The organism is Aeromonas sp. CU5 (genome assembly GCF_002586745.1).
Classification (GTDB): Bacteria; Pseudomonadota; Gammaproteobacteria; order Enterobacterales; family Aeromonadaceae; genus Aeromonas; species Aeromonas sobria.
Genome location: NZ_CP023817.1, coordinates 3,033,378 through 3,059,305, shown reverse-complemented (window position 1 = coordinate 3,059,305; position 25,928 = coordinate 3,033,378). Strand labels below are relative to the sequence as shown.

The following is a 25,928-nucleotide window of genomic DNA, read 5'->3' as shown; positions in this document are numbered from 1 at the left end:
CCCATTCATCGTTATGTTTACCATTCGGACGCCAGCAATAAAAAGGGCAGGCCAAGGCCTGCCCGCAAGAGTGCGCAAGGTGTTACATGATGCCGCGGATCAGGATCCCGCTGATCAGCAGCGGTGCCACTACCCGCCAGCACCAGAGCAGCGCGAGGCGCAGGATGGGGGGTAGGCCCGCAGGCAGTATGGTGTCACCCAGGCGCCAGCCCAGCAGCAGGGTCAGCACCAGGCCGAACAGCGGCATCATCAAGTTGGAGGTGAGATAGTCGAGCAGCTCGAAGATGGTCTTGCCAAACAGGGTCAGCTCGCTCCATGGGCCGAACGACAGGCTCACCGGAATGCCGGAGGCCATGATGAGCAGGGTCAGTACCCGACAGGCGCCACGGCGCGACCAGCCCCACTCCTCGGTGGTGAAGCGCACCAGATGCTCCAGCATGGAGATGGAGGAGGAGAGGGCGGCGACCAGCAGTAGCAGGAAGAAGACTACCCCCAGCCCCTGACCGAACGGCAGATGGCTGAACACGGCGGGCATGGTCATAAAGGTGAGACCGGGGCCCGCTGTGGGGTCGATGCCGGTGGAGGCCAGCGCCGGGAAGATCATCAAGCCCGCCAGCACCGAGATAAGGCTCGCCAGCGTTACTACCCAGACCCCTGAGCGCAGCACCCCTTCACTATTGGGCAGGTAGGCGCCATAGGTGGTGTGTACACCCAGCCCGATGGAGAGAGAGAAGAAGGCCAGCCCCAGCGCATCCAGCACACTCTGGCCGGTCAGCATGGAGAAGTCCGGCAGCAGCAGTTGGCGCACGCCAGCCATGGCTCCGGGCATGGAGAGGCCGACCGCCACTAACAACAGCATCATGATGAACAGTGCTGGCATCATCCAGCGCAGCGCTCGCTCCACCCCTTTTTGTATTCCCCCTTGCACAAACCACCAGGTCAGCCCGGCAAAGACCAGATGCGTGAGGATCGGCCACAAGGGATCACTGACGTAACCGTTGAACAGGGTGGTCAGGGCGCTGCCCTCGCTCAGGTTGAGCTTGCCTGCCATCGCCAGTGCGGCATAGCCCACGGTCCAGCCACCGACCACGCTGTAGAAGCTGTAGATAAAGAAGCCGCAGAGGATCCCCATATATCCCATCCAGCGCCAGTTTGGCCCCACCAGCTGGTGAAAGGCGCCCAGTACCCCGCGCTGACTGCGGCTACCGAGCAATGTCTCTCCCACCAACACGGCGACGCCGAGGGTGAAGCTGAACAGCAGAAACACCAGCAGGAAGGCGCCACCGCCATTGGTGGCGGTCACATAGGGAAACTTCCAGATGGCACCAAGGCCGATCGCGGTGCCTGCTGCGGCCAACACATGACCAAGACGGGAAGACCACTGAACCTGGCTCATACAACCTCCGGGTAACACAACATCGAAGCAATACTCCTGAGTAGCAATAAACGACAGACCATAAAAAAGGCCGCCCGAGGCGACCTTTGCAATGAACATTCAGAAAACTGTGCGTGCAAGGTCACCTCTCTTGCGAGCTAAAAAATCGACCAAACAGCACGAGGATGGCAGACATGAGGTGACAACCTGACTAATGAATGAGGAAACAGCCTAAACCATGGAAAGAATAATTGACACATAAAATCAAAAATTTTTTATGTGGCAGCTATCACCACACTGCCTGTACGTACCACTCAATGGGGGAGCACCTCGCCGGGCGCATCTTTTCTACCTTGTGACTATTTACTGGGCGATACTCGACGTAGCTTCTTCTGGAACTTGTGGCCGCCACATGGCGTTGACGGGAACAACTATGAGACAGGATGTCATATGAGATGGGTGGTTCTGCTCTGGTGGCTGATCAGCCTGAGTGTGTCGGCGCAACCCGGATTAACCCTGCTGAGTCACGATTTACCCCCCTTTACCGAATACCGCGACGGCAAGCTCGACGGATTCGCCATTCGCCTGATCGATGAGGTGCAGCAGGAGTTGGGGACGCGCTATCCCATTAGGATTTACCCGCTCAAGCGGGCATTGGCGATGGCGCGGGTCGAGCCAGGTTATGGACTGTTCGTGGTACAGCGACTCCCGGAGCGGGAGTCCCATTTCAAATGGGTTGGCCCGCTCTTTATCAATCGGGTCTTTATCTATCAGGCGCCCGGGAGCAGCCACCCGCTGAGCTCGCTGGTGCAGCTGCGGGATCTGTCCCGAGTGGGGGTGGTGCTGGGCAATGCGGATGATGTGCGGCTGACCCATGAGGGCTATACCAATCTGGTGCGTTACAAGACGGTCGGGGAGGCGATAGAGCGGCTGATGCTGGGCAAAATAGATGCCTTGCCGATGGCGGAGATGGTGATGGAGGCGACCCTCGACAAGATGGGGTTACCCCGAAGCAGCGTCGCCAGCAGTGGCGTACTGCTCCATCAGGCCGGTCTCTATATCGTCTTCTCCAAGGGGACGGACGATGCCGAGATCACCCGCTGGCAGCATGCCCTGGATGCCGTCAGAGCCGCCCAGGGGCGGGCCGATGGGCCCACCCGCGAAGAGTAACCGTCACACCAGACCGCGTACCAGGATCCCGCCAATCAACAATGGTGCCAACCAGCGCCAGCAATTCATGATCAGATGATGCCAGTGGGCCGAGAGTCCTTCTGGCAACGCTTTGCGCCCCAGTTTCCAGCCCAGCAACAACGTCACCATCAGGCCGAACAGCGGCATCATCAGGTTGGAAGTGACAAAATCCAGCAGCTCGAAAATGGTTTTGCCAAACAGGGTGGCGTGTTGCAGCGGGCCAAACGACAGGCTGACCGGAATGCCGTTGAGCATCACCACCGCCGTGATGGCGCTGCAGGCCGTGCGGCGTGACCAGCCCCAGGTCTCGCACAGGAAGCACTGCAAGTGCTCCAGCAGGGAGATGGCCGAAGAGAGCGCAGCAAAGACCAGCAGGGCGAAGAACACTACCTCCAGGCCCTGACCAAAGGGCAGCAGCTGGAATACCGCCGGCATGGTCATAAAGGTGAGGCCGGGCCCGGCAGCCGGATCAATGCCGGTGGAGGCCAGCACCGGGAAGATCATCAAGCCCGCCAGCACCGCCACCATGCTGGCCAGCAGTACCACCCAGAGGCTGGAGCGACCAACCCCTTTACTGGTCGGCAGATAGGCGCCGTAGGTGGTGTGAATGCCAAGACCAATGGAGAGGGAGAAGAAGGCCAGCCCCATGGCATCGAGCACGCCGGACATCCCCAGCTTGCTGAAATCGGGCATCAGGAAGTGGCGGACCCCCGCCATTGCATTGGGCAGGGTGAGGCCAAAGGCGACCAGCATCAGCATCATCAGAAACAGGGCGGGCATCATCCAGCGCAAGGTGCGCTCAACCCCTTTCTGAATGCCTCCTTGCACCACCATCCAGGTGAGGGCGGCAAACAGCAAGTGGGTGAGAATGGGCCAGAAATCACCGCTGACATAATCATTGAAACGTGCAGTGAGGACGGTGGCATCACCCTGATTGAGCTGGCCCGAGATAGCCATGCCGGTGTAGCCCAGGGTCCAGCCTCCCACCACGCTGTAGAAGCTGAAGATCATCAGGGTGCAGACCAGACCCATGACGCCGACCCAGCGCCAGCGTTTGCCAAGCAACTCGGAGAAGGCGCCGACGACCCCGCGACGGCTGATGCTGCCGAGCAGGGTCTCCCCCATCAGCACCGCGACCCCCAAGGTGAAGCTGAACAACAGGAAGACCAGCAGGAAGGCGCCGCCGCCGTTAACGGCAGTGACGTAGGGGAATTTCCAGATTGCGCCGATACCGACTGCGGAACCGGCTGCGGCGAGGATGTAGCCGAGTCGGGATGACCATTGGGACTGCTTCATAAGAACTCCAATCGAGTGCCCCCTTTGGCAGGGGCAGAATGGCGCTCATGTTACGGGGGGCGCGGCGCAATCACTACGACGGTTATCAGACGTAAATGCAATTTATTGGCATGATTCTCTAATTTAATTCTGTTTTTCGCCTAATCCTGCCACCAAATAAAAACCGGAGCGAGATTGCTCCGGTTTGGTCTCTGACAAGTGATCGTCTGCTGACTAGATCACCCCCAGCTCCCGCAGCCGCTCCATCAGGTAGCTGTGGGCGGTATGGCGCTCGGAGAGCACCACATTCGGGCGCGGATGGAGGAACAGCGGCAGAGAGATGCGCGACTTAGCGGCACTGCCCCCGGTCGGGTTGATGACGCGGTGGGTGGTGGAGGGGTAGTAGCCGCGAGAGGCCTCCTGCAGCATGTCACCGATGTTGATGATCAGGGTGCCAAAGTCGCACGGCACGTCCATCCACTCGCCATCTGAGCCCTTAACCTGCAAGCCCGGCTCGTTGGCGGCAGGCAGAATGGTGAGCAGGTTGATATCTTCGTGGGCGGCAGCGCGGATGGCACCCGGCTCCTCGGTGCCATCGAACGGCGGGTAGTGCAGCACCCGCAGCAGGGTCTTCTGGCTCTCTTCGATCATCGAGGAGAGGGGACAGCTGTAGTGAGCGGCGATGTCGCTCGGGGTGTACTGCTCGACCCAGCCCAGCAGCTCGGCGGCCAGGCCGTTGGCGAGGCGGTAGTACTCCATCGCCTGCTCTTTCAGCTCTTCCGGCATCTGGCCCCAGGGGTAGAGGTGGAAGTACTCCTTGATGTCTTTCTGGCTATGGCCCTTGGCCACCTCGGAGACCGAGGGCGGGAAGTAGCCATCCTGAGTCTCGCGATTGAACAGGAAATCCTGCTTCTGCTCGCTCATGAAGAAGCGATACCAGTTGTCGTAGATGGACTGCACCAGCTCTTTCGGGATGGGGTGGTTGGTCAGCACGCCAAAGCCGGTGGTTCGCAGGGATTCGGTGAAGCGTTGGGCCGCATCGGGTGAGCGGTAATCGACGGTCAAAACTTTCATTGTTTTTGTTGCGCGCCAGTTAAAAGATGGCGCAGTTTACCTTTCACCTGATAACAAGGAAAGCGGGTTGGTCGCCCCGTCTGGCACGGCGGCCAATAGTGACAAACACATCAAAAAAACAGCCCCAACCCGCGCGGGCGTGCATCCCTTGTTCTGGCCTTTTATCCTCTCTAGAATGCTGGTCACTATCTTGTCCGGAGTCTGTTCATGTCCCCCAAAATCCTGTTGCTGACCCTGCCGGTATTGCTGGCGGGATGCAGTGCCCTGTCAGAAGATGAGTGCCGCACCATGAGCTGGTACAACCTGGGTTATCAGGATGGATCCCAGGGTAAAACCCGTCTGGCGACCCGAGACTACGTTTCGTCTTGCAGCGAGTTTGGCCTCAGAGTGGATGAAGCTGAGTGGAAACGGGGTTATGACAAGGGGCTGGAGCTCTACTGCATTCCCGAGCTGGCCTACAGCAAGGGCAAGGAGGGGCAGGCCTATCTGGGGGTATGTCCCAACGATGCCAGCTTCCTCAAGCAGTATCAGCGCGGCTACGAAGAGTACAAGCTGGCAGCCCGCCTGCGGGAGATCAGTGATGAGCTGGAGCGTACCGAGCGGGATATCGATACGCTTGAACGCAGCATCCGCAACGAAACCAACACGGAACAGCGCGACTACTACCGCGCCAAGCGCGATCGTTCCATTCGCCACTACGAGTCCCTGCGGCGGGAATACAACCGCCTGCGCTATCCGGATCGGGTGATCCAGTTCTCCTTCGGCGGTTAATTCCTCTCTTGATGGCCAGCCAGCGTGCTGGCCATGTTGCATCTTGTCAGATCAGGGCAGTACCCAGCGCTGCAACGCCAATGCGATGCCATCCTCATTGTGGTCGGCCGTGACCTGATGGGCATGGCGCTGGATCTGCGGGGCCGCATTGCCCATGGCGATCGCCAGCCCCACCTGTTCGAACATGCTGATGTCGTTGTTGTTGTCACCAAACGCCACCACCTGCTCCATCGCAATGCCTTCGCTGGCCGCCCACTGGGCCAGCCGGTTGCCCTTGCTGCAACCGGGCTGCACCAGCTCCACCGCATAGGGGGCCGCCCAGTCGCGGGTAAAGGGCATCTGCTCGACCACCTCGCCCATAAAGGTGTGCAGGCGTGCCGGATCCTGATTGAACAGCTCCAGCTTCCAGACCGGGTTATCGAGCCAGCCTGCCAGATCCTCGACCGGATGGAGGGCGATCTTGAGGTGGTCCGGCTGATGGGCTGCCCAGTGGCGGATGCGGGTGACATGCTCCTCGCAACCGATGTAGCCGATCCCGTCGCTCAGGTGGAACAGGGCGCCCATCTGCTGCATCTCAACCGCGGTCAGCAGCTCGGTGAGCGGAGCGACCGCCAGCGGGTCGCCGCTGAGGATCCGGTTTTGCGCCGGATCATAGATATATGCGCCGTTGCTACAGATGAGGGGGGTATCGAGGGCCAGCTCATGGTGGAAAGGGCGCGCCGTCATGTAGTGGCGTCCCGTGACCAGTAGCACCTTGATGCCGTGGGCGCGGGCCTGCGCCAGTGCCGCCCTGGTTGCCGACGAGATCTGGTGATCCCGGGTCAGCAGGGTGCCATCCATATCGAGCGCGATGGCCTTGTACTCACTCATAGCTCCTCCTGAGGGGCGAACGGTGCGAGGTGGAATCGGGGTTGAAGCCTGTGCAATGAGCAGCAGTCATCCATGTCGCCCTGATAGTCATCGACAGAGGGGATTAAAGTCCCAAAACTATCAATAGCATGCAAGCACTCTGCATCATGGTGCTGTGAGGTTGTGATCTGGCGCGGAGTTATGGCGAGTGCCTGGCAACCGCCAAAAACAACAAAGCAGGCGCCGGGATGCCTGCTTTGTTGCCTTCGGGGAGGGGGTTCTCTCGTTCCAGCCCGTCGTTGCCCGATAAGGTGAGACGGCTGATGGGGCTCTTGACCCGGTAAGGTCCTTCACCGCGGAGACCCGGTCAGGTATCTGCTTTGCCACCGGAAGATGTAACCATAGTATCCCTACCTCGGCGGTGAGTGGTTGCAAAGTAACCACTAATTTCGGTTGTTTTTGCAATAGTTCACCCTTAATCTAGGAAAAGTGGATTAGTCATTGCAACGAGGAAGGGTAAATGCTGAAACTTGATCGCATAGACAGACATATTCTCGAGCTGATGCAGGAGAATGGCCGCATCAGCAATCTGGAACTGGCCGAGCTGGTAGGGCTCTCGCCGTCCCCCTGCTCCCGCCGGGTCAAGGCGCTGGAGGATGCCGGTCTCATCGACACCCACGTTACCCTGCTCAACGCCCGCCAGCTTGGCCTCACCCTCACCGCTTACATTCACATCTCCATGGACAGACACACGCCGGAGCGGTTCGAAAGTTTCGATCGCGCCATCAAGGAGCTGCCCGAAGTGCTGGAGTGTGATCTCATCACCGGCAATGATGCCGACTACCAGCTCAAGGTGGTGGTGCGCGACATGGAGCACTACCAGCACTTTCTGCTCGACAAGCTGACCCATATTCCGGGGGTGACCGGGGTGCGCTCCAGCTTCGTGCTGCGCCGTATCAAGCACAAGACCGCGCTGCCGCTCAACCATCTGGGGTGAGTCACCGCGCGGGATGGCGGCTGGTCTGGTATATGATTGCGTAAGACCGCCCCCCCCCGAACTCTTCGGATTGAGTCGTGCGCAAATAGAAAGAGGAGGCCAGTGGCCTCCTCTTTCTATTTGCTATCTGTCGCGGTAACTGTGAGCCGTGGCAGATATGTTCAGACACTTACCTGGCTGATGTCTGCCACTTGCAGCAGCCAGCCGGTCTGCTCTTGCTGCGGTTCACCACTGACCCGCAGCCGCTCGCCGGTCGGCACCCACTGCCCTTCGGGCAGAGAGACCAGCAGGCTTTCACTGCCGTTGTCGAACAACCAGCGATCTTCACCTCGCGCTTCAATCAGATAACCTTCCATCTCCACTCTGGACTCGGCTTGCCAGGATGGCGCAACGGAATCACGGCTCTCGATGAAATCCCCCTGAACACCAAAACTGGCTAGCCCCCACAGAATGGAGAGCCCGACCAATGATGTCTGCATCTTGTCTCTCCTCCTTTTTTGGAACTGTAGGACCAGTATGGGAACAGAAAACTGAGCGCACCATGAATAAGGTGGCAAAGTGTTGGCGAGATCGCGAAAAAAACCAACCAGCTCGAAGCTGATGTCATTTTATGGCGCATGGATCACACTTTTTGGCACGATTCTCCGCCGTTGGTTGAGTCCATAGCGTATTCACCTGTTGCACTAGGGATAAGCCCACCCAGATTCGGGCAGCAGGGGTTGCATGCCAGTCACGGGCCGCTTGTTGTCGTTGTGTAGCCGGCCTAAGGTAGGTCGCTTTGATACCACTGTTGAGGAGCTTGTCTGATGTCCACTCTCTATCCCCGTGTCGGGGTCGGCGTTATTTTAACCAACGGGCAGGGGCTGGTGCTGCTTGGCAAACGCAAGGGGAGCCACGCCCCCTACTGGTCAATTCCTGGTGGCCATCTTGAACTGGGAGAAAGCTTCGAGTCGGCGGCGATCCGCGAGGTGGCCGAGGAGACGGGGCTTGAGATCCACGGGCCCGAGGTGGTGGCGGTGACCAACAATCTGGAGACCTGGCGCGAGAGCGGGCTGCACTATATCTCGGTCACCCTGCTGGCGCAGACCGATGGCGAGCCGCAACTGCTGGAGCCGGAAAAGTGCGAAGGCTGGATCTGGTGCGATCCGCAGGATCTTCCGCAGCCCCATTTCGATGCCAGTCGCCAATCGATCGCCTGCTGGCTGGCGGGACGCTGCTACTTGCCGAGTGATTTGCCAACGGTGTTGGCCGAATCAGCCGAATTGTCATAAAACGATCATTGGGCTGTCATATTATCCCCACTGGATATGTGATGAAGGGATGGGAGTGAGGTAATGGGACCGGTTTTTCTCCAGTTTTTGTGGCTCGGCTGTATCAGTTTTGGTGGCCCAGCCGCCCATATCGGCTACTTTCAGCGCACATTTGTCCAGCGGCTCGGCTGGCTGAGCCAGGCCGAGTTTGCCCGCCTGCTGGCGCTGTGCCAACTGCTGCCGGGGCCTGCCTCCAGCCAGCTCGGCTTTGCCATCGGTCGTCATCGCGCCGGTCTTGGCGGGGCACTGGCGGCCTTTATCGGCTTCACGCTTCCCTCTTTCCTGCTGTTACTGGCTGCCGCGATCGGTATCGGCCAGTTGGGAGCCAATCTGTGGCTTGATGCGGCCCTGCACGGCCTCAAGCTGTTGGCGCTCATTGTGGTCGCGGACGCGGTGCTCACCATGAGCCGTCAATTCTGCGCCACACCACTGACCCAAGGGATCATGGTGGCGACCGCCGCGGCACTCTGGTGGCAGCCCGGCCTGTTGACCCAGCTGCTGGTGCTGGCGGGGCCGCGCTGATCTGTGCTCGCTTGCTGGGTGGGGAGGGCGCAACGCACGCTACCGTCGGGCAGCCAGGTCAGGCCATGGCTCGTCAGCCTCACTGGCCGACCCTGCTGCTGTTTGCTGCCCTTTTTGTCGGCCTGCCGTTACTCGGTGGCCCGATTGGCCAGCTGGTTGCCGACTTTTACCGGGCGGGAAGTCTGGTGTTTGGCGGTGGCCATGTGGTGTTGCCCCTGCTGCAGGAGAGTGTGGGCCATGGCATCAGCCAGCAGCAGTTTCTGACTGGCTACAGTCTGGCGCAGCTGGTGCCGGGCCCGATGTTTACCCTTGCTACTTATCTTGGTGCCCAGCTGCTGCCCGAGATGCCGCTGGTCGGGGCCTTGTTGGCGACCCTGGCGCTCTTTCTACCCGGCTTTCTGCTGCTGTGGGCGGTGGGCCCCTGTTGGCAGCAGTGGCTGACCCAGCCTCGTCTGGCGGGAGCCGTCACCGGCATCAACGCCGCCGTGGTGGGGCTCTTGCTGGCCGCGCTCTACCAGCCGGTGTGGCAGAGCGCGGTGCTGGCGCCGACCGATCTGGCGCTGGCCGCCATCGGTTTCTATTTGTTGCGAGTGGTGAAATTGCCGGTGCTGGCACTGGCTGGTTTATTGGTGGGGGCTGCCATCTTGCTGGCGTGAGCGCCGGGGAAACCGGATAAAAAACGGCGCCTCCGTGATGGAGGCGCCGTTTTTATTGTGATGGGTCAGCGGTTCAGGCTTCGGGATCGAAATCCAGACTCAGGCTGTTGACGCAGTAGCGCTGGCCGGTCTCGGTTGGGCCGTCGGGGAAGACGTGACCGAGGTGGGAGCCGCACTGGCGGCAGGTGATCTCCACCCGCTTCATGCCGTGGCTGCTGTCTTCGATGTAGTTCACCGTCCCCTCGATGGCCTTGTCGAACGAGGGCCAGCCGCAGCCGGAATCAAACTTGGCATCCGAGTGAAACAGCACGCTCTTGCAACAGACGCAGAGGTAGTCACCGCTCTTGCGATTGTGGAGCAGAGCGCCGCTGTAGGGACGCTCTGTACCCTTCTCCCAGCAAACGTGAAACTGCTCGGTACTCAGTTTGCTGCGCCACTGCTCCGGATTGTTACTGCTCATACCGACTCCTTGCCTTTCATAACGGCGTCCAGCATAGCGGCTCCGTAAAGCTGACTCCAGCATGCCTGTTATGCTTTGTCCGCATCTGTGATCGCTGTGGCAGGCTGGTCCGCACTGGATACAGGGATGAGTGCTGGCAGTGGTGGCTGGGCATCCACCGCCGTGCTGGCCAGCGCCACCCGCTCCAGCAGCTTGAGAGAGTGGGCGCGACCGACCGCCACCTGCCGTTTGATATCATCAGGCAGAAACGGCAGTCCATCGTTGGTCGCGGTGTCGATGGTCTGGATCCACTCCAGCCCGTCCCCCGGTGGCGGCAGGCGGAACTGGATATCGTAATCGCTGGCGTTGAACAGCACGTACCAGCGCTCGCCGATACAGTTGATCATGCCGATATCCATGGCAAATGCCTGCCCCATAGGAGCGTGCCAATCCTGATCGGTGAGCTGGTGGCCATCCGGGTGATACCAGTTGACCTGATGGCAGCTGGAGGAGGCGCCGTTCCAGCTGTCATCGCTCAGTTGCAGGTTGGAGAAAACCCCCGATTCCGCCCGCAGCGCCATCATCTGCTGGGTGAAGGCGAGCAGCCGCTCGTCTTCTGGCCGCCATTGCCAGTTGACCCAGCTGATCTGGTTGTCCTGACAGTAGGCGTTGTTGTTGCCCAGCTGGCTGCGGCCCATCTCGTCACCGGCCAGAAAATGGGGGGTTCCCTGAGAGAGCAGCAGGGTGGCGATCAAGTTGCGTTTTTGCTGCTGGCGCAGGCTGTTGACCCGCGGATCCAGGGTCGGCCCCTCTACCCCGTGGTTATGAGAGAGGTTGTTGCCGTGACCATCCCGATTGTCTTCACCGTTGGCCTGATTGTGGCGCTGGTTGTAGGAGACCAGATCTTCCAGGGTGAAGCCGTCGTGATAGCAGAGATAGTTGACGCTGGTATGCGGGGATCGCCAATTCTTCGGGAAGATATCCCGCGAGCCCACCAGACGGGTGGCAAAGTCCCCCATCTTGCCGGCATCACCACGCCAGAAGGCGCGCACCGTATCGCGATAGCGGTCGTTTATCTCCTGCCACTGGCTTGGAAATTGCCCCAGCCGGTAGCCGAAGGGCCCGATGTCCCATGGCTCGGCAATGAGCTTGACCTGTGACAGTAGCGGATCGGCCATGATCGCCTTGAAGAAGGCCCCCATGGGATCGAACTCACCCGCTTCCCGCGCCAGGGTTACCGCCAGATCGAAACGGAAACCATCCACCTGCATCTCGGTGACCCAGTAACGCAGGGCATCGAGCACCAGTCTAAGGGTATTGGGGTGATCCAGATTGACGCTGTTGCCACAGCCGGTGACGTTGGCGTGACGGGTGTAGTCGGGGCCGTGAGGGCCCGCTTCGAAGGCGAAATAACCGGCGTTGTCGAATCCCTTGAACGACAAGGTGGGGCCATCGAAGCCAGAGGCGGCGGTGTGGTTGTAGACCACATCCAGAATCACCTCCAGCCCGGCCCGGTGCAGCTCGCGCACCATGGTTTTGAACTCGGTCACCGCCTCGTCCTGCTTGGTGCTGTAGCGCGGCTCGGGGGCGAAGAAGGCGATGGGGTTGTAGCCCCAGTAGTTGGTCAGCCCCAGTCGCTCCAACCGTGGTTCCGACATGAAGGCGGCCACCGGCATCAATTGTACCGAGGTGATACCGAGACTCTTCATGTGTTCGATCATCAGCGGATGGCTGATGCCCAGATAGGTGCCCTGCAGCGCCTTGGGGACCCCCGGGTGCTGTTTGGTAAAGCCCTTGACGTGAGTCTCATAGAGGATGGTGCGAGCATGGCTGATGCGGGGTTTGCCGACACCCTGCCAGTCAAAGCTGTCATCCACCACCACTGACTTGGCAATCATGGCGGCACTGTCACCCTGATAGAGCTCGTCATCCCAGTAGGTCGGGCGGCTGAGTGCCTTGGCGTAGGGGTCGATCAGCAGTTTTTGCGGATCGAACAGCATCCCCTCCTGCGGGGCGCCATAGACCCGATAGCCGTAGCGTTGACCCGCCTGCATGCCGCGCACGTAGCCAAAGCGATACTGGCCACGGCGGCCGGGCAGCTCAAGTCGCGTTATCTCCTGCTCCTGTTCATCGAACAGGCAGAGCTCCACCTTGTCCGATTGGGGGGCCCAGACACAGAAGTGACAACCATCCTTATCAAGTTGAGTGCCCAGTGGGTGGCTCAACCCGGTTTCCATAACAAGCATCAAGACTCCTGTTTAATGAACAAGGTTGCCAGCGGTGGCAGATCCAGCACTATGCTGTGTGCCATCCCCTGCCAGGGGGTCGGCTCGGCAGCAAACACCAGACCCACATCATAGTTGCTGCCCCAGTAAAACTCGCTGTCGGTGTTGAGTACCACCCGATAGTAGCCAGCAGCCGGGACGCCGACCCGATATTCGAGACGGGGTACCGGGGTGAAGTTGGCCGCCACTACGATGGCCTGCTTGCCCTCTTTATCGGCCCGCAGCCAGGCAAAGATGCTGTTGTCGGCATCGTTGTGATCCAGCCAGCGGAAACCGGTCTGCTCATAATCGGCCTGATACAAGGCAGGCTCATGACGGTAGAGGTGGTTAAGATCGCGGATCAACCGCTGCTGGCCACCGTGCTTGGGGAACTGCAGCAGGTGCCATGGCAGCTGGGCATCGTGGTTCCACTCGTTGCTTTGGGCGATTTCGGTGCCCATAAAGTTGAGTTTCTTGCCCGGGTGGGCATACATGAAGCCCATGTAAGCGCGCAAGTTGGCCGCTTGTTGCCATTCGTCGCCGGGCATCTTGTAAATCATTGAGTGTTTGCCGTGCACCACCTCATCGTGAGAGAGCGACAGAATGAAGTTCTCGTCATAGTGGTACACCATGGAGAAGGTCATGTCGTTGTGGTGATAACGGCGGTGGATCGGCTCTTTCTGCATATAGGTGAGGGTGTCGTGCATCCAGCCCATATTCCACTTGAAGCCAAAACCGAGGCCGCCGAGGAAGGTGGGGCGGGAGACACCGGCATAGGCGGTGGACTCTTCGGCGATGGTCATGGCGTGAGGATACTTGCTGTAAACCTCTTCGTTGGTCCACTTGAGCAGGCTGACCGCTTCGTAGTTGTGGTTGCCACCATCGACGTTCGGCACCCACTCGCCCTCATTGCGCGAATAATCGAGATAGAGCATGGAGGCGACAGCGTCTACCCGCAGGCCATCGATGTGGAACTTGTCGAGCCAGAACAGGGCACTGGCCACCAGAAACTGGCGGACATTGTTGCGGCCATAGTCATAGATGTAGGAGTTCCAGTCCGGGTGCCAGCCACGGCGCGGGTCTTCATATTCATAAAGTGGCGTGCCATCGAAGCGAGCCAGTCCGTGGGCATCGGACGGGAAGTGGGCGGGCACCCAGTCGAGGATGACGCCGATGCCAGCCTGGTGGCACTGGTCGACGAAGTACTTGAAGTCATCGGCGCTGCCATAGCGACTGGTGGGGGAGAACATGCCCACCGGCTGGTAGCCCCAGGAGCCGCTGAACGGGTGCTCGGAGATCGGTAGCAGCTCGATGTGGGTGTACTCCATCTCCTTGACGTAGGCCACCAGCTCTACCGCCAGCTCACGCCAGCTCAGGCTGTCGCCATTGGGGTGGCGCTTCCAGGATCCGATGTGCAGTTCATAGATGGAGAGCGGCTGTTCCCGCTTGTCGTTGTGCTGGCTGGCAAGCCAGTCTGCATCCTGCCACTGATACTGTTGCTGGTCATAGACCACGGAAGCGAACGACGGGTACTGCTCGCAATAGAAACCGACCGGATCGCTCTTGTGCGGCAAGCGATGACCAGCAGGATCCTTGAGCTCGAACTTGTAGCGATCCCCTGCTTTCAGCCCCGGTACAAACAGCACCCAGTGACCGCAGAGGCTGCGCTGCATCGGATGGCGGCGGCCATCCCAGAAGTTGAAGTCGCCGATCAGGCTCACCGCAGTGGCGCTCGGCGCGTAGACCGCAAAACGGACCCCTTCGACCTGTTGACCGAGATGCTCAACGGTGCGCAACTGGGCGCCAAGGGTGTGGTAGAGGTTTTCCGGTTGGGTGGTCAGTTCAGCAAGACCCGCCCAGGCAGCATCCTGAAATTGATAAGGGTCGATGACCTCGGTGGTGGCATCTTGGTAGCTGGCGAGCAGCTGATAGGGAAAGGGATTCTTGCGGCGGGTGAAAACAGTTTCAAAAAGGCCCGATTCATCGGAGGGTGCCAGAGTGGCAACAATTTTGCCTGATTTGAGATCCTTGATGCGGACTTCGAGGGCATCAGGCAACCAGGCGGTCAGTTTGAGGCCGGGCCCAGCCGGATTGGCCTGCAGGCCTAGATGAGAGAAGGGATCGGAACAGCGGGCAGCAACCAAACTTTCAACGAGCATCGAGATTTCCTTTCATGACAGAGCATCCACTCCGGCCTGGGCCGGAGTGGATTTAGGTGAGTCAGCTGTGTTGCACAGTGGCTCAACGACTGGCCTCATCACGGGCTTGGCTCATTTTGCCAGCCAGTGCCTTGAGTGCCTCATTGGCAAAAATATCTTCCAGGTCAGCAGAGAGCTTGCGGCGCCAGTTGGGGTATTCGTAACTGGTGCCCGGCACGTTGACCGGTTTGTCCATCTCCAGCCAATCCTCCAGCTGGGTACTGAACAGGGCGCAGCTACCGCGGGACATATGGAGCTGCAGACCGTGGTTGAGTTCGGTGTTCATACCTACCCAGTTCACGTCATGGCTGATGTGGTCAGAGATGACATGATGCGCATGCAAGCTGTCCAGGATCCGCTGCTTGGCCTGATGGCGATCAGCATACAGCGTCTTCAAAACATCCTCATCTGGATATAAACCCAGTTGACGGCCCAGCGCCAGATCATCGCAATGCCAGAATCCCTTGAGGGTCGGCATGTCGTGAGTGGTCAGGGCTGACATCGCCTGCTCGGTGTAGTGCGCAGGTGAGATGAAGCCGCCATCCGTCTTGGCGCGCTCGAAGAAGAACACCTTGTAGGAGTGGACGCCGTTCTCTTTCAGGGTCACGTCGATCCCTTCCGGCACAGTGCCCAGATCTTCACCGATCAGCAGGCACTGGTTGCGGTGGGATTCGAGGGCCAGAATGCCCAGCAGATCGTTGACCGGATAATAGATGTAGGCGCCTTTGGCGGCAGATGCTCCGGGCGGTACCCACCACAGGCGCAGCAAGGCCATCACGTGGTCGATGCGCAGCGCGCCGCAGGAGCGCATGTTGGCACGGAACATCTCCACCATAGGTTGGTAGGCGGCTTCAAACAGCTGGTTCGGATTCATCGGGGGCAGGCCCCAATTCTGACCCAGTGGCCCCAGCACATCAGGCGGCGCACCGACCGAGGCTTTCGGGCAGTAGAGATCCTGGTTGGCCCAGATCTCGGTGGAGCCTTCAGAGACGCCAACCGCCAGATCCCGGTAGATCCCCATTACCATGCCGGCCGCCTTGGCGCGCGCATCGGCTTGCGCCAGCTGCTCATCGGCCAGGAACTGCAGGTATAGGTAGAAGTTCACATCTTGCTGATGCTCGGCCATCCAGGCGGCAACTGCGGGGTTGTGGTAATTGCGGAACGGTTCTGGCCATACCGGCCAGCCCCAGGCGTTGTCGCCCTTGGCATAGAAGTAGGCCTGCAGGGCATCAAATGCCGCTTGCTGTTGCAGGCTATCACCACCGGCGGCAACGAAGGCATCAAAGGCAGCCTGACGTTCGGCGCCAAAGCTGGCTTCGTCGAACACCTGACGCAGCATGGCGAGTTTGGTCTGGATCACGCCGGTGTAATCGACGTTCTCCTGGGCGCGCAGCTCGGCCAGATGTTGCTGGAAGGTGGGGCTTGCCACTTCCGCTTTCAGGCGATCGCTCTGCTGGAATTCAGGCACCGCTTCCACATTGATATAGGCGACGTTAAGCCAGCGACGGGAAGAGGGGCTGTAGGGGCTGGCGCTCTCCGGATTGGCCGGATAGAGGGCGTGGATAGGGTTGAGGCCGACGAAGTGGGCACCCCAGGCGGCGGCTTTCTCGACCAGCTGGCCCAGATCGCTGAAATCACCGATGCCCCAGTTGTGGCGGCTGCGCAGGCAGTAGAGCTGCACGCTCGGGCCCCACACCTTGCGGCCATCGGCAATCGGCGCCTGCTTGTAGCAGGCTTGGGGCGCGACGATAAGGCGCATGGTAGCCAGCGGCTCGTCGTTGCCCTCTTCCAGCAGCACCAGCTGGTGATAGCCCAACTCAGGGGCCATCTCCAGCGTCACCTGATAGGCCTGGCACTCCATCTCCTCAAATTCAGCCACGCCGACCAGCTCACCATCGATGGGGGTGAATTGACCGGACAACACCGCACCCTGCTCCTGCTGGAGCTGCCAGATGAGGGCGTCGTTGACGAATTCGAGGGGGAGGCGGACCTCGAGGGTGACGGCGTCGCCAGTGCGAACCACCATCACAGGATCCAGCGCCCGCAGCCAGTGCTGGCGATGCTCCTCTTCCAGCTGCTGCACCAGAGCGGCCTCGTCATCGACGCGGTAACCCATGGCGCCCAGCATGGCGGCCTTGCTCTCTTCGGATACCTGTGCCGGATGGCCCCAGGCATCAACATATTCACTGGCAATGCCTTTTGCGGCAGCCAGCTGTTCAATCAGGGTGGTCATAGTTTGAGAATTCCCGCTGTGGATTCTATCTATACTATTTTGATTCATTTTTATGGGTTGGTATGTGAACAGTGGCTTTTGGGCCATGCTAAACCGCGCACATTTTTACATATCTCTGTGAATGGTTGTGTGACCGGGCAGGCACTATTGTGGATCTCTGTGCACGACCCCGTTATGACACTATTTTCATCAAAATATGGTAATCAGTTACATAAACAGAAAATTAATTTCACAGTTTTTCATGACGTAGCGCAATTTCAGACAGAAAGTTGGTTGACTCACCTGAGAGTTCTAGTAAATTTACAAACGGAATTTTCTTTAACTACTGAACAGTTAGGTAACAAAATTATGACTATCAAAGTAGGTATCAACGGTTTTGGCCGTATCGGTCGTTTCGTATTCCGTCTGGCTTGCGAGCGTGCAGACATCGAAGTTGTTGGTATCAACGACCTGATCGATGTTGACTACATGGCTTACATGCTGAAGTACGATTCAACTCACGGTCGTTTCAACGGTACCGTAGAAGTTAAAGACGGCAACCTGGTTGTAAACGGTAAAACCGTTCGCGTTACCGCCGTTCGTGACCCAGCTGAGCTGAAGTGGGGCGAAATCGGTGTTGACGTTGTTGCCGAAGCGACTGGTCTGTTCCTGGATGACGCTACTGCACGTAAGCACATCCAAGCTGGTGCCAAGAAAGTTGTTCTGACTGGCCCGTCCAAAGACGCTACCCCGATGTTCGTAATGGGTGTTAACGACGCGACCTACGCTGGCCAGGACATCGTTTCCAACGCTTCCTGCACCACCAACTGCCTGGCCCCGATCGCCAAGGTTCTGAACGATACCTTCGGTATCGAGTCTGGCCTGATGACCACAGTTCACGCTACCACTGCTACCCAGAAGACCGTTGATGGTCCCTCCGCCAAAGACTGGCGCGGTGGTCGTGGCGCTGGCCAGAACATCATCCCGTCCTCTACCGGTGCAGCTAAAGCTGTTGGCGTAGTTATCCCTGAACTGAAAGGCCTGCTGACCGGTATGGCTTTCCGTGTTCCGACTCCGGACGTGTCTGTTGTTGACCTGACCGTTAACCTGAAGAAGCCTGCTACTTACGAGCAGATCTGTGCTGCAATGAAAGCCGCTTCCGAAGGTTCCATGAAGGGCGTTCTGGGCTACACCGAAGATCAAGTTGTTTCCAACGACTTCATCGGTGAGCGTCAGACCTCCGTATTCGATGCCAAAGCCGGTATCCAGCTGAACGACAAGTTCGTTAAAGTTGTGTCCTGGTACGACAACGAAATGGGCTACTCCAGCAAAGTTCTGGACCTGATCGCTCACATCTCCAAGTAATTTGGGATGCGCAATCGCGTAGCTTAAAAAAGGCGGCCATTGGCCGCCTTTTTGTTTTTCGCTTCCCCTGATGACAGGAGTCCATATGCATACCATTCGTCCTCTGACCGCCAACTGCCAGCTCGCCAATAATGCGGCCGGTCTGCCGGTTCTCACTATCAACAATGACTATGGCAAGGCAGAGATAAGTCTGTTTGGTGCTCATGTGCTGAGCTATCAGCGTCATGGTGAGCCCGCCTCCATCTGGCTGAGCGACAAGGCGGTGCTGGATGGCAGCAAGCCGATCCGTGGCGGTATCCCGCTCTGCTGGCCCTGGTTTGGCCCGGCGCCAGCGCGCGTCGGCAGTGGCAAGCCTTCCCATGGTTTCGCCCGTACCACCCTCTGGGAGCTGGATGGTGTGTCCGACCATGCTGATGGCACGCTCGTCCATCTGTCTCTGCGCGACAGTGATGGGACCCGTGCCCTGTGGGATCACGCCTTCGAACTGGAGCTGGATGTGCTGGTGGGCAAAGAGCTCTCGCTGGTGCTGGCCACTCGCAACACCGGTGCGCAGCCGCTGACTTATAGCGGTGCATTGCACACCTATCTTGCTATCAGCGCACCAGACGCTGTGAGTGTGACCGGTCTGGGCGAGCCCTATGCCGACAAGCTGACCGGACAGGATGCCAAGCAGCAGGGGGCATTGACCCTCAATGGCGCGCTGGATCGGGTCTACTGGCAGCCAGATGCGCTGGTTTGTGTCAAAGATGGCGATCGTGAGACCCGGGTAGTGAGCGGCCACCACGACAGCGTGGTGGTCTGGACCCCCTGGCTGGAAGGCGCCACCGCCATGGCCGACATGAGCGATGACGGTTATCGCACCATGTTGTGTGTCGAGGCTGCCATCGCTGGCGAGGCGGGGGTAACTGTTGCGCCGGATGAAGAGCACAGCTTCTCTACCGTGATAATCTAACTTAAGCCACATCCCATAAAACAAGAGGGCACCCATCGGGTGCCCTCTTTGCATCTCATCCCCGTTGCAATCAAGCGTTGCCTTGGGTCTTGAGCTTGAGTTCGGCAGCAAAGTTGAGCATCCGATCGAGGGGGATCAAGGCTTTCACCCGCAGTTCCTCGTCTACATGGATCTCGTGCGGCTCGGCGCCATCGGTGAGGGCGGCTTTGATCGCCACCAGACCGTTCATCGCCATCCAGGGGCAGTGGGCACAGCTGCGGCAGGTGGCGCCATCGCCACCGGTCGGTGCTTCCACCATCTCTTTATCCGGACAGGCCTGCTGCATCTTGTAGAAGATGCCCCGATCGGTTGCCACGATCAGCTTCTGCTGGGGCAGCTCTTTGGCGGCCTTGATCAGCTGGCTGGTGGAGCCCACTGCATCGGCCAGCTCGATCACCGAGGCGGGGGATTCCGGATGAACCAGCACGGCTGCGTCCGGATTCTGCTCTTTCAGCTCGCGCAGGGCGCGGGCCTTGAACTCGTCGTGAACGATACAGTGGCCCTGCCAGCGCAGCATCTGGGCGCCGGTCTTCTTCTCGATATAGGCACCCAGATGGCGATCCGGGCCCCAGATAATCTTGTGACCCTGGCTATCGAGGTGCTCGACAATTTCCAACGCGATGCTGGAGGTCACCACCCAGTCAGCCCGCGCTTTGACGGCGGCTGAGGTATTGGCATAGACCACCACGGTATGGTCGGGATTGGCATCGCAGAAGGCGGAGAACTGCTCGATGGGGCAACCCAGATCGAGGGAGCACTCGGCTTCCAGCGTTGGCATCAACACTCGCTTGTGGGGGCTCAGGATCTTGGAAGTCTCCCCCATGAAGCGCACCCCAGCGACGATCAGGGTCTGCGCCTCATGATCCCGGCCAAAGCGGGCCATTTCCAGCGAGTCACCAACGAAACCGCCGGTGGCTTCAGCCAGTGCCTGGATCTCGGGATCCGTGTAGTAGTGGGCCACCAGTACCGCCTTGCGCTCCTTGAGCAGTGCCTTGATCTCTGTGGTCAAGGTCGTTCTCTGCTCGGCACTCAGGGGAAGAGGTTTGGCCGGAAAGGGGTAGTCCATCGCGACTACCGGCGGGACACTGCTCAGTGCATTGCTCATTGCGACTGTTCCATCAACGCTCGGGAAGGCGAAAATTATAACCAGAAGCTGGCGACAAACCCATCACAAATCCGGTGAAGCGCAAGTGGGCGAATATACTCAGATAATTCGTTGTCACCCTGCCATAAGGAGTTGCCCCATGAAGCAACGTTCCCTCAAGTTCAAGCTGTTGTGTCTTACCATGGGGCTGTTTCTGCTGACCGGACTGTCCATGACCCTGTTGCAGTCGGCCTCTTTCAGTACCCTTCGGAGCATGGTAATGACCCAGACCAGCGATGCGCTGGAGCAAGAGGTCTCCCACAGCCTGCAGTATCAGGCGGAGCGCTATGCCATCCAGATTGCCTCGCTGATGCAGAACTCCTATCAGATCCCCCTGACCGTGACTGCCCAGATTGAAGCCGGGATGGCCAAACCGGAGCTGCGGCTGTCGCGGCCCCAAGTGGAGTCTCTGCTCGGCAGCAGCTTGCAGCAGGCGAGCGGGATCAGCTCCATCTACGCCCAGTTTGAACCGGATGGCTATGATGGCGAGGATGCCAACTGGCTGGGCGGGGCCAGCCACTCGGTGGCAGGAAAGGGGAGTCTGGAGGTCTATTTCACCAAGGATCAGGGAGGGGCAGTCGCTCAGCAAGCGGTGGACGCCGCTGCCAGCGAGGCCAAGTTTGATACCTCCCTCAACGAGTTTGGCATTCGCAACAGCGAGTGGTATCTCTGTGGTCGCGATACCCGCCAGCCCTGCCTGATGGAGCCCTACCTCTACGAAATCAGCCCGGGCAACAAGATGCTGATGACCAGTCTGACGGTGCCCGTGCTGCGTGATGGCAAGTTTGTCGGGCTGGCCGGGGTGGATATGAACCTGCCCATCTTCCAGCAACTGGCTGAAAACCTTGGCAAGAGCCTCTATGACAACAAGGCGGATGTGACCCTGGTCAGCAAGATGGGGCTTATCGTGGGCAGTAACCGCTACGCCGACAAGTTGGGCCGTCCACTCAAGGAGGTGGGCCTGACCCTGCCTGACGGTCAGCCGGTCAGCAGCGACAGTGACTTCATTCTTCATCAGCCCATCCGGGTCGAGGCTGCCAATACCCAGTGGTGGTTGATGATCAAGGTGCCCAAGGCGCTGGCGCTGAGCAAGGCGCACACTATCAGCAGCGAGCTGGGCGCCCTGCTGGTGGATGCACAGCGGCAGCAGATCATCGCCATGGGCGGGATCACTTTGCTGGTGCTGGGACTGCTGGTCTGGTTTATCCAGACCATCACCGCGCCGCTCTCCCTCATTAGCCGTCATGTGGGCCACCTCTCCAGCAATGAGGGGGACTTGACCCAGCAGATGGATATCGACACCCATCAGGAGCTGATCGATCTTGGCTCCCAGCTCAATGCCTTCCTCGGCAAGCTGCGGGGTATGGTGCAAATGAGCAAAGGGATCGGCCAGCAGGTTTATCAGCAGGCGCGGGAGATGAAACATACCGCCGATACCATGCGCAACAGTCTGGATGAACAGAATCTGGAGCTGGAGAGCGTGGTGAGCGCCATGCATCAGATGAGTACCACTGCGGTCAGCGTGGCGGGTTATGCCGAACAGGCGGCGCAGGAGTCGGAGTCTGCGACCCACCACATCAATACCGCCCAGCAGACCCTCAGCAATGCGCGCAACGAGATCCATACCCTGGTCGGGGACATGCATGAGGCGGACAAGGCGGTAGCGCTGGTGGCCCAACGCAGCACCAATATCAGCCGGATCCTCGATGTGATCCGCGCCATTGCCGAGCAGACCAATCTGCTGGCCCTCAATGCCGCCATCGAGGCTGCGCGGGCGGGGGACATGGGCCGCGGCTTTGCGGTGGTAGCGGACGAGGTGCGGGCGCTGGCGACCAAGACCCGGGAGTCGACCGACGAAATTGGCCAGCTGATCGGCAGTCTGCAGACCGAGGTGAGCAGCAGTCAGCGTCTGATGAATACCGGCATCGAGCGCTCTGCCACCACGGAGCAGGGCACCGAGCAGGCGTTCGAGGCGCTCAATCGGGTGGTGGCCCAGATCCAGCAGATCCACGACCACATCAGTCAGGTGGCTACCGCCGCCGAGCAGCAGAGTGCGGTGAGCGACGCCATCAACCAGAACCTGATGCGGATCGGCGACACCGCCAACGTGATCGGACAGGAGGCCAGCTCCAGCCATCAGCTGAGCGAGGCGCTGGAGCAAGCGGCCACGGCGCTGGCCAGTCAGCTCGACCGGCTGCGTACCTGAGTGGCAGCCAGAGAAGCAAAAGCCCGCGAGCGATCGCGGGCTTTTTTATGGTTCGATGGCAGAGCGCCGTCAGTTGCGCGGTTCAACCAGCAGGATGTGGGAGTCGGCCCCTACCACCCTGACCTTGCTGCCCGCAGGCAGCGACTCGTCGCAGCGAACCGTCCAGACCGTGTCGTCCAGATGTACCCGGCTGGTGCCTTGAGCGACATCATCCAGCAGGGTCAGCTCGCGGCCCATGTAGCCCTGCATCCGCTCGTTGATGGTACTGGCGGCATCCTGACCCGAGTTGTCACGCTGGTGCTGCCAGCGCCACCAGGCCCAGGTGGTGAGCAGGGATTGCACCGCAAACAGCAGCAACTGAGCTTGCCAGCCAAAGGGCCAGATCAGCAGCAGCAGGCCCACTTCCAGCGCGGCGATGCCGGTCCAGAGCAGAAAGCCCACCGAGCTGAGCACCTCGATGGCCAGCAGAATGAAGCCGATCCCCAGCCAGTGCCAGTGGGTCAGCCCCTCGAACAGGGCTGTCATGATTTGTTGCCCTTGCCATCTTTGTTGAACAGCTCGGCCATGCCAGCCACCGAGCCAATCAGGCTGCCCGCTTCCAGCGGCATCATGATGATCTTGCTATTGGGGCCTTCACCGATGCGGGCCAGCGCTTCGGTATATTTCTGGGCCACGAAGTAGTTGATGGCCTGCATATCACCCTCGGCGATAGCTTTGGAGACCATGTGGGTCGCCTTGGCTTCTGCTTCGGCTGCCCGCTCCCGCGCTTCGGCGGCGAGGAAGGCGGCCTGACGTTCACCTTCGGCTTTCAGGATCTGGGACTGCTTCTCCCCCTCGGCTTTAAGGATCTTGGACTGGCGCACCCCTTCGGCTTCCAGCACCTCGGCCCGTTTCTGGCGTTCGGCCTTCATCTGGGCGTTCATCGCTTCCACCAGTGCCAGCGGCGGGCGCACATCTTTAATCTCGATGCGGGTCACCTTGATGCCCCAGGGGGCGGTGGCAGCATCCATGGTACGCAGCAGTTTCTCGTTGATGGTGTCGCGCTGGGAGAGCATCTCGTCCAGCTCCATGGCACCGAGCACGGTCCGCATGTTGGTCATGGTGAGATTGCGAATGGCACTGGTGAGGTCGTTGACTTCATAGGCGGCTTTGCGGGCATCCACTACCTGCACGAAGCTGATGGCGTCGATGGTGACGTTGGCGTTGTCGCGGGAGATCACCTCTTGCGCCGGGATGTCCAGCACCTGTTCCATCATGATGATCTTGTGACCGACCCGATCCACATAGGGGATCAGCAAGTTAAGGCCGGGGGAGAGGGTGCGGGTGTAGCGGCCGAAGCGCTCCACGGTCCAGTTGTAGCCCTGGGGCACTATCTTGATGCCCGCGCTCAGGGTGACGATCACCAGGAACACGAAAATCCCTAGCACAATCAATGATTCATTCATCATTTAGCTCCTTATGAAACACAGCCCCTAGCCTATGGTCTGGCGTCAGGTACCACAAGTGACTTCACTCGCCTTGGTCGTGAATTGGCTTTGCTAATTACTTAAACGCATTAAAAAGCATTTTTTATTATTTTGAGGGATAAGCTGCCCTACCTATAGTCGCCCCATATTAGTCGTGTTCTGAGGGATGGGCCGAAATGGATTATTTACCTATGTTTGCCAAGTTGGAAGGCCGCCCGGTACTGCTGGTGGGCGGGGGCGAAGTTGCCCTGCGCAAGGCGCGCCTGCTGCTGGCAGCCGGTGCCCGGCTGACCCTGGTCTCCCCGGAACTTGAATCGGAATTTTTGGAATTTGCCGGTCGTTTTACCCATCTGGCGGAGCGTTTCACCCCGGCCCATCTGGCAGGCCAGATCCTGGTCGTTGCCGCTACAGACAATCTCGAAGTCAATGCGCTGGTTTATCAGAGCGCCAACCAGCTGGGTCTGTTCGTCAACGTGGTGGATGACCCCAAACGCTCCAGCTTTATCTTCCCCTCGATCATCGATCGCTCGCCGCTGATGGTGGCGGTCTCCAGCGGCGGCAAGGCGCCGGTGCTGGTGCGCCTGCTGCGCGAACGGCTGGAGAGCTTGCTGCCGCGCCATCTCGGCGGGCTGACCGAGCTCTCCGGCCGGGTCCGTGACAAGGCCAAGCGGGTGCTCTCCTCGATTTCCGACCGTCGCCGTTTCTGGGAGCGCGCCTTTGCCTCCAACACCCTCGCCAGCCTGATTGAGAAAGAGGACTGGCAAGGTGCCGAGCAGTGGCTGAGCGATGGCCTCGACCAGGCGAAAAGCGAAGTGGGCGAGGTGGTGCTGGTCGGCGCGGGCCCCGGCGATCCGGGCCTCTTGACCCTCAAGGCGCTGCAACAGATTCAACAGGCTGAAGTGGTGCTCTACGACCAGCTGGTCTCCGCCGAGATCCTCGATCTGGTGCGCCGCGACGCCACTCTGGTGTCGGTCGGCAAGAAGGCGGGCGCCCACAGCGTGCCGCAGGAGGAGACCAATCGCCTGCTGGTTGAGTACGCCAAGGCGGGCAACCGGGTGGTACGGCTGAAAGGGGGCGATCCCTTTATGTTTGGCCGGGGTGGCGAGGAGCTGGAAGTGCTGGCCGATGAAGGCATCCCCTTCTCTGTGGTGCCAGGCATCACGGCCGCCGCCGGTGCCACCGCCTATGCCGGTATTCCGCTGACTCACCGTGATTACGCCCAGAGCGCCGTCTTTATTACCGGCCACTGCCAAAAAGAGGGCAAGGAGCCCGACTGGCAGCAGCTCGCCGCCACCAGTCAGACCCTGGTCATCTACATGGGGCTGATGCGCTCCGAGCATATTCAGCAGCAATTGGTGGATCACGGCCGAAGCCAAGCCACCCCCATCGCCATCATCGAGCGCGGCACCACATCCCGCCAGCGGGTGCTGACCGGCACGCTGGCCGATTTGGCGGAGCTGGCCAAACAGGCGGTGAGCCCGTCGCTTATCGTCATCGGCGAAGTGGTCGCCCTGCGCGAGCGGCTGGCCTGGTTTGGAGAAAAAAGCGGCGAGCAGCAGCGCGCTAACCCGGATCTCGATGGCTGCGACCTCAAGCTGGTGCAGCTGGCCTGACCGAGAAAGA

The 25,928-nt window shown here is 59.7% G+C and carries 20 protein-coding genes and 1 pseudogene; 9 read left to right on the top strand and 12 right to left on the bottom strand.

The features are described 5' to 3' along the window. Positions 1 to 82: 82 nt before the first annotated feature. Positions 83 to 1,396 carry a sodium-dependent transporter gene (locus tag CK911_RS13495; RefSeq protein ID WP_098970570.1) on the bottom strand — a complete coding sequence of 438 codons (1,314 nt, stop codon included), beginning with the start codon at positions 1,394 to 1,396 and terminating at the stop codon, positions 83 to 85. Between the two features lie 429 nt (positions 1,397 to 1,825). Between CK911_RS13495 and CK911_RS13490 the strand changes: the two genes are divergently transcribed. Further along, the gene (locus CK911_RS13490; RefSeq protein WP_098970568.1) at positions 1,826 to 2,545 is read left to right on the top strand and encodes an ABC transporter substrate-binding protein; all 720 of its coding nucleotides are present in this window, start codon (positions 1,826 to 1,828) and stop codon (positions 2,543 to 2,545) included. A 3-nt stretch (positions 2,546 to 2,548) separates the two neighbouring features. Here CK911_RS13490 and CK911_RS13485 read toward each other — a convergent pair whose 3' ends face one another. Further along, positions 2,549 to 3,862, bottom strand: a complete 1,314-nt coding sequence (locus tag CK911_RS13485; RefSeq protein ID WP_098970565.1) for a sodium-dependent transporter — start codon at positions 3,860 to 3,862, stop codon at positions 2,549 to 2,551. A 213-nt stretch (positions 3,863 to 4,075) separates the two neighbouring features. Further along, on the bottom strand, positions 4,076 to 4,915 hold the full coding sequence (locus CK911_RS13480; protein WP_098970563.1) for an isopenicillin N synthase family oxygenase: 840 nt from the start codon (positions 4,913 to 4,915) through the stop codon (positions 4,076 to 4,078). Between the two features lie 207 nt (positions 4,916 to 5,122). Here CK911_RS13480 and CK911_RS13475 point away from each other — a divergent pair, with 207 nt between their 5' ends. Next, complete coding sequence (locus CK911_RS13475) at positions 5,123 to 5,686, top strand: DUF2799 domain-containing protein (protein ID WP_042023479.1); 564 nt, start codon at positions 5,123 to 5,125, stop codon at positions 5,684 to 5,686. Positions 5,687 to 5,737: 51 nt separating this feature from the next. Here CK911_RS13475 and CK911_RS13470 read toward each other — a convergent pair whose 3' ends face one another. Then, entirely contained in the window at positions 5,738 to 6,556 is an 819-nt protein-coding gene (locus tag CK911_RS13470) for a Cof-type HAD-IIB family hydrolase (RefSeq protein WP_042023481.1), read from the bottom strand. A gap of 499 nt (positions 6,557 to 7,055) precedes the next feature. On the opposite strand from CK911_RS13470, the gene CK911_RS13465 reads away from it, so the two are divergent. Further along, positions 7,056 to 7,532, top strand: a complete 477-nt coding sequence (locus tag CK911_RS13465; protein WP_042023483.1) for an Lrp/AsnC family transcriptional regulator — start codon at positions 7,056 to 7,058, stop codon at positions 7,530 to 7,532. Between the two features lie 161 nt (positions 7,533 to 7,693). Here CK911_RS13465 and CK911_RS13460 read toward each other — a convergent pair whose 3' ends face one another. After that, complete coding sequence (locus tag CK911_RS13460; RefSeq protein ID WP_098970561.1) at positions 7,694 to 8,011, bottom strand: hypothetical protein; 318 nt, start codon at positions 8,009 to 8,011, stop codon at positions 7,694 to 7,696. Positions 8,012 to 8,338: 327 nt separating this feature from the next. Between CK911_RS13460 and CK911_RS13455 the strand changes: the two genes are divergently transcribed. Further along, positions 8,339 to 8,803, top strand: a complete 465-nt coding sequence (locus CK911_RS13455; RefSeq protein WP_098970559.1) for an NUDIX hydrolase — start codon at positions 8,339 to 8,341, stop codon at positions 8,801 to 8,803. 63 nt (positions 8,804 to 8,866) lie between these two features. Next, a pseudogene (gene chrA, locus CK911_RS13450) lies at positions 8,867 to 10,020 on the top strand (chromate efflux transporter). Positions 10,021 to 10,093: 73 nt separating this feature from the next. Here chrA and msrB read toward each other — a convergent pair. The 4 genes from msrB to malQ form a co-directional block, all read right to left on the bottom strand. Then, on the bottom strand, positions 10,094 to 10,480 hold the full coding sequence (gene msrB / locus CK911_RS13445) for a peptide-methionine (R)-S-oxide reductase MsrB (RefSeq protein ID WP_042023490.1): 387 nt from the start codon (positions 10,478 to 10,480) through the stop codon (positions 10,094 to 10,096). A 68-nt stretch (positions 10,481 to 10,548) separates the two neighbouring features. Continuing rightward, entirely contained in the window at positions 10,549 to 12,705 is a 2,157-nt protein-coding gene (gene glgX, locus CK911_RS13440; RefSeq protein WP_098970556.1) for a glycogen debranching protein GlgX, read from the bottom strand. Beyond that, positions 12,705 to 14,882 (bottom strand): 1,4-alpha-glucan branching protein GlgB, encoded by a 2,178-nt coding sequence (gene glgB / locus CK911_RS13435; RefSeq protein ID WP_098970554.1) that lies wholly within the window; start codon positions 14,880 to 14,882, stop codon positions 12,705 to 12,707. The genes glgX and glgB overlap by 1 nt, the downstream gene beginning before the upstream one ends. 82 nt (positions 14,883 to 14,964) lie before the next feature. Further along, positions 14,965 to 17,154, bottom strand: a complete 2,190-nt coding sequence (malQ, locus tag CK911_RS13430) for a 4-alpha-glucanotransferase (RefSeq protein WP_172954019.1) — start codon at positions 17,152 to 17,154, stop codon at positions 14,965 to 14,967. 348 nt (positions 17,155 to 17,502) lie between these two features. Here malQ and gap point away from each other — a divergent pair, with 348 nt between their 5' ends. Further along, a complete protein-coding gene (gene gap, locus CK911_RS13425; protein ID WP_042023497.1) occupies positions 17,503 to 18,498 on the top strand; it encodes a type I glyceraldehyde-3-phosphate dehydrogenase in 996 nt (331 codons plus the stop codon). A gap of 85 nt (positions 18,499 to 18,583) precedes the next feature. Continuing rightward, entirely contained in the window at positions 18,584 to 19,450 is an 867-nt protein-coding gene (locus CK911_RS13420; RefSeq protein ID WP_098970552.1) for a D-hexose-6-phosphate mutarotase, read from the top strand. A gap of 70 nt (positions 19,451 to 19,520) precedes the next feature. Here CK911_RS13420 and nadA read toward each other — a convergent pair whose 3' ends face one another. Further along, positions 19,521 to 20,594: a quinolinate synthase NadA gene (gene nadA, locus CK911_RS13415; RefSeq protein ID WP_172954018.1), complete on the bottom strand. Its 1,074-nt coding sequence runs from the start codon at positions 20,592 to 20,594 to the stop codon at positions 19,521 to 19,523. A 139-nt stretch (positions 20,595 to 20,733) separates the two neighbouring features. Between nadA and CK911_RS13410 the strand changes: the two genes are divergently transcribed. Then, the gene (locus tag CK911_RS13410) at positions 20,734 to 22,839 is read left to right on the top strand and encodes a methyl-accepting chemotaxis protein (protein WP_098970549.1); all 2,106 of its coding nucleotides are present in this window, start codon (positions 20,734 to 20,736) and stop codon (positions 22,837 to 22,839) included. Positions 22,840 to 22,908: 69 nt separating this feature from the next. On the opposite strand, the gene CK911_RS13405 is transcribed toward CK911_RS13410, so the two are convergent. Beyond that, complete coding sequence (locus CK911_RS13405; RefSeq protein ID WP_098970547.1) at positions 22,909 to 23,364, bottom strand: NfeD family protein; 456 nt, start codon at positions 23,362 to 23,364, stop codon at positions 22,909 to 22,911. Further along, positions 23,361 to 24,284, bottom strand: a complete 924-nt coding sequence (locus CK911_RS13400; protein WP_098970544.1) for an SPFH domain-containing protein — start codon at positions 24,282 to 24,284, stop codon at positions 23,361 to 23,363. Before CK911_RS13400 ends, CK911_RS13405 begins: the two co-directional genes overlap by 4 nt. 197 nt (positions 24,285 to 24,481) lie before the next feature. Here CK911_RS13400 and cysG point away from each other — a divergent pair, with 197 nt between their 5' ends. Continuing rightward, positions 24,482 to 25,918, top strand: coding sequence for a siroheme synthase CysG (gene cysG, locus CK911_RS13395; protein WP_098970542.1), 1,437 nt, complete (start codon positions 24,482 to 24,484; stop codon positions 25,916 to 25,918). Positions 25,919 to 25,928 lie beyond the last annotated feature (10 nt).